This window comes from Actinoplanes sp. NPDC048791, assembly GCF_040650095.1.
Classification (GTDB): domain Bacteria; phylum Actinomycetota; class Actinomycetes; order Mycobacteriales; family Micromonosporaceae; genus Actinoplanes.
In genome coordinates, this window is record NZ_JBEZGQ010000829.1 from 1 (window position 1) to 3,754 (window position 3,754).

Genomic DNA, 3,754 nt, shown 5'->3' on the forward strand with positions numbered 1-3,754 from the left:
GGACCCAGCGCCGGCGCGTCCGCGTGCTGCGGCCGGGCGGCCCAGCTGGCCAGGATCCCCAGCGCCGCGTGCGAGGGGGAGCCGGGCTCGGCGCTGTAGACGACCAGACTCTGACCGGGGTCCGCGGGCAGCGGCATGGACTCGAACGGCAGCTCGAGATCGCCCACGACCGGGTGGTGGATGCGCTTGGCGCCGGTCAGGTGCGCGCGCACGTCGTGCGAGGCCCAGCGGACCCGGAAATCGTCGCTGCGCGTCGACAGCTGCCCGATCAGATTCGACAACTGCTCGTCGTAGGGATCACGGCCGGCCGAACCGCGCAGCAGGGCGACGGCGTCGTCGGCCGCCCGGTCCCACTCGCGCCAGAAGTCCCCGGCGTGCGGGTCGAGGAACAGGAACCGGGCGTGGTTCGGCGGCTGGACCGGGTCGGCCAGGATCGGCGCGTACAGGGCCCGGCCGAGTTCGTTGGCGGCCAGGATGTCGAGCCGGGAGCCCACCACGAAGGCCGGGGTGAGCGTCATCGCGTCCATGATGCGCTGCACGGCCGGGCGTACCCGGGCCTGCGGCGGGCGCCGGCGGGCCGGGGGCCGTCCGGTGCCCGCCAAGCGCACGAGATCGTGCAGGTGGGCGCGTTCGTCGTCGGACAGCTGCAAGGCCTGGGCGATGCCGGCCAGCACGCTCTCGGAGGCGCCGGTCACATTGCCGCGTTCGATCCGGGTGTAGTACTCGGCGCTGATGCCGGCCAGGGTGGCGACCTCCTCGCGGCGCAGACCGGTGACGCGGCGGCTGCTGCCGTACGCCGGAAGCCCGGCCTGCGCGGGGGTGATCCGGGCCCGCCGGGTGGTCAGGAACTCCCGGATGTCGGCCCGGACCCGCTGCTTGTCGGCCATGCCGTCGACCGTACGCGGCCGCTCCACCCGCCCGGGAGGCACTGGCAGGACCCCCCTCGGCGTACCCCCGGCGACAGGGACTCCTGCCCGCGCCGCACCTGAGGTTGCCTGGACGGTGTGCAGCCGACCGGGCTGCCGAGGCGAAGGTGGATGAGATGAACATCGTCGTAGTGATCGGCGCCGGGGGCATCGGCCGGGCCATCGCGCACCGGCAGGGCTCCGGCCGGACCGTCCTGCTGGCCGACCGCAACCCCGAGGTGCTGGCCGCTGCGGCCGAGGCACTGCGAGCGGCCGCGCACCCCGTCACCACGCACCCCGTCGACGTCGCGGCCCGCGAATCGGTGCGTGGGCTGGCCCGGCACGCCGCCGAGCTCGGCGAGGTCGTGGACGTCGTGCACACCGCCGGGTTGTCGCCGGTGCAGGCGTCCCCCGAGGCGATCCTGGCCGTCGACCTGGTCGGGGTCGCGATCGTGCTCGACGAGTTCGGCGCGGTGGTGGCCGAGGGCGGTGCCGGGCTGGTCGTGTCCAGCATGGCCGGGCACATGCGGGCGCTGGCGCCGCTCACCGCGGACCAGGAGCACGCGCTCGCGTACACCCCGACCGATGAACTGCCTGGGCTGCCGTTCCTGAGTGCGGTGGGCGACCCGGGTGCGGCGTACGCCCTCGCCAAGCGGGCCAACCACCTGCGCGTGCAGGCCGCGGCCGTGAGCTGGGGGAGGCGTGGCGCCCGGGTCAACGCCATCAGCCCCGGCATCATCCTCACCCCGCTGGCCCAGGAGGAGATGTCCGGGCCGGGTGCCGCGGGCTACCAGGCGATGATCAAGCACTCCGCGGCCGGCCGGGTGGGCACCACCGACGAGGTCGCCGCGGCTGCCGCCTACCTGCTGACGGCCGGCTTCGTCACCGGCAGCGACCTGCTCATCGACGGTGGCGTCATCGCGGCGATGAACGCCGGCGAGCTGGCGCTCGGCAGCTGAGCCGGCACGCCGGGGCGTGGGGGTGCGCTGCCGCTCGGCGGCGGCTGGGCCGCTACGGCGGGGCCGTGCGGTGAGCTGTCGCTCGGCGGCGGGTGAGCCGCTACGCCCCGGTGCGGGGGTGGATTCCGTCGATGGCCAGGCCGAGCAGGCGTTCCGCCTCGGTGCCGCCCTCGCCGGGGTTGTGCTCGACGGCCATCGAGATGGCGGTCACCAGGGTCAGCAGGTCGTCGATCGACACCTCCGGGCGGACCGCGCCCGCCGCGCGGGCCCGGATGACCAGCTCGTCGCCGGCCCGCACGATCATGCGGTGACATTCGTTGTCGGTGCTCGGTACCAGCGACGAGGCCAGCCCGCGGGTCGACGCGACGTAGGCCCCGAGCGCGCGCAGCCAGATCGTCAGCGCCGGGCCCGGATCCGCGCCCTCGGCGAGCTCGTGGGCCTGTTGGCACAGCGCTTCCACCCGGCCGTGGAAGACCGCGTTGAGCAGCGCCTGCCGGGACGGGAAGTGCCGGTGCAGCGTGGCTGAGCCCACCCCGGCCTGCCGGGCGATCTCCTCCAGGGAGGCGTCGGCCCCCTCGCGGGCGAACGCCGTGGCGGCCGCGGCCACCAACTGGTCGTAGTTGCGCCGGGCGTCCGCGCGTCTGGGTCGCATGCTCACCGTCCCGACCGGGTGGGTTGTGAAATGGGGTACCCCTCCGTATCGTAGCGAACGATAAACGGGGGGCCGCCCCGTTTCTGCGGAAGGACATGTCATGGCACCGGTTCTGGTCACTGGAGGCACCGGCAAGCAGGGTGGGGCTGTCGCGCGGGCGTTGCTCGCCGGGGGTGTCGCCGTCCGGGCTCTCGTGCGGGATCCGCAGGCCGAAGCGGCCAAGGCGCTCGAGATGCTCGGCGCCGAACTGGTCGTGGGCGACCTCGACAAGCCCGGCACGCTGGTGCCCGCAGCGACCGGCGCCCGCGGCGTCTTCTCGGTGCAGACCCCCGACATCACGGATCTGGGCTCGGACGCCGAGGTGGTCCGCGGCCGCAATCTGGTCGCGGCGGCCCGGGCGGCCGGGGTGCCGCAGTTCGTGCACACGTCGGTGGCCGGCGCGGGGGAGTTCGCCCGCAGCGCGCCGGGCTGGGACGAGGGCCGCTGGAACACCCACTACTGGGAGACCAAGGCCGCGATCGACGAGGCCGTGCGTACGGCGGGCTTCGCCTCCTGGACCGTCCTCAAGCCCTCCACGTTCATGGAGAACCTGGTGGGCTGGTCCTTCATGTTCGGCAACTGGGCGCAGGACGGCTTCGTCACCACGTTCGGCCCGGACACGAAGCTGAGCTGGGTGGCCGTCGATGACATCGGCACCGCCGCCGCGGCCGCCTTCGCCGATCCCGCACGCTGGCACGGCGTCGACCTGGACCTGGCCGGCGAGCGGCTGACGATGACCGAGGTCGCCGCCACCCTGACCGAGGTGCTCGGGCGGCCGGTCCCGGCGCCGGTGCTGACCGCGGACGAGGCGGTGGCGCGGGGGCTGCCGGAGATGATGGTGCCGATGCAGGAATGGACCGAGGTCGTGGGCAGTCCGGCCCGTCCCGAGCAGGCCCACGCGTACGGGCTGCCGTTGACGGACTTCCGCACCTGGGCCGCGTCCCACCTCGGTTGAGGGGAGTTCGGGTGGCCGCCGGACCGTGAGTCGGGGAGGGTGGAGGCATGACTGAGCCGCTCTGGACCGGGCCCGCCGTCGCCCTGGTCACCCTGTTCGACGCCGATGCCGCGGTCGACGCGAAAGGCACCGCCGAGCACGCCGCCCGGCTCGTGGACGCCGGGATCAGGGCCGTGCTGGTGAACGGCAGCACCGGTGAGGCCGCCACCCTCTCCGACGCCGAACGGGTGGAGCTGGTCGCGGC

Annotated in this window: 5 protein-coding genes; 3 read left to right on the forward strand and 2 right to left on the reverse strand. The window is 74.2% G+C overall.

The features are described from left to right. On the reverse strand, positions 1–887 hold an 887-nt coding region (locus AB0C29_RS37885; RefSeq protein ID WP_360830999.1), incomplete at its 3' end, for a helix-turn-helix transcriptional regulator. A 155-nt stretch (positions 888–1,042) separates the two neighbouring features. Here AB0C29_RS37885 and AB0C29_RS37890 point away from each other — a divergent pair. After that, positions 1,043–1,864, forward strand: a complete 822-nt coding sequence (locus AB0C29_RS37890) for an SDR family oxidoreductase (protein WP_360831002.1) — start codon at positions 1,043–1,045, stop codon at positions 1,862–1,864. Between the two features lie 100 nt (positions 1,865–1,964). Here the strand turns inward: AB0C29_RS37890 and AB0C29_RS37895 are convergent, their stop codons facing one another. Beyond that, positions 1,965–2,516 (reverse strand): TetR/AcrR family transcriptional regulator, encoded by a 552-nt coding sequence (locus AB0C29_RS37895; RefSeq protein ID WP_360831005.1) that lies wholly within the window; start codon positions 2,514–2,516, stop codon positions 1,965–1,967. Positions 2,517–2,616: 100 nt separating this feature from the next. Between AB0C29_RS37895 and AB0C29_RS37900 the strand changes: the two genes are divergently transcribed. Both AB0C29_RS37900 and AB0C29_RS37905 read left to right on the forward strand, forming a co-directional pair. Next, on the forward strand, positions 2,617–3,510 hold the full coding sequence (locus AB0C29_RS37900; RefSeq protein ID WP_360831008.1) for an NmrA/HSCARG family protein: 894 nt from the start codon (positions 2,617–2,619) through the stop codon (positions 3,508–3,510). A gap of 47 nt (positions 3,511–3,557) precedes the next feature. After that, positions 3,558–3,754 (forward strand): dihydrodipicolinate synthase family protein (locus tag AB0C29_RS37905; RefSeq protein ID WP_360831011.1); only part of this gene is annotated, 197 nt, incomplete at its 3' end.

Bases quoted from the DNA above. Each gene is read 5' to 3' on its own strand.
- AB0C29_RS37890 (WP_360831002.1), top strand. From the start codon at position 1,043: ATGAACATCGTCGTAGTGATCGGCGCCGGGGGCATCGGCCGGGCCATC.
- AB0C29_RS37900 (WP_360831008.1), top strand. From the start codon at position 2,617: ATGGCACCGGTTCTGGTCACTGGAGGCACCGGCAAGCAGGGTGGGGCT.
- AB0C29_RS37895 (WP_360831005.1), bottom strand. From the start codon at position 2,516: ATGCGACCCAGACGCGCGGACGCCCGGCGCAACTACGACCAGTTGGTG.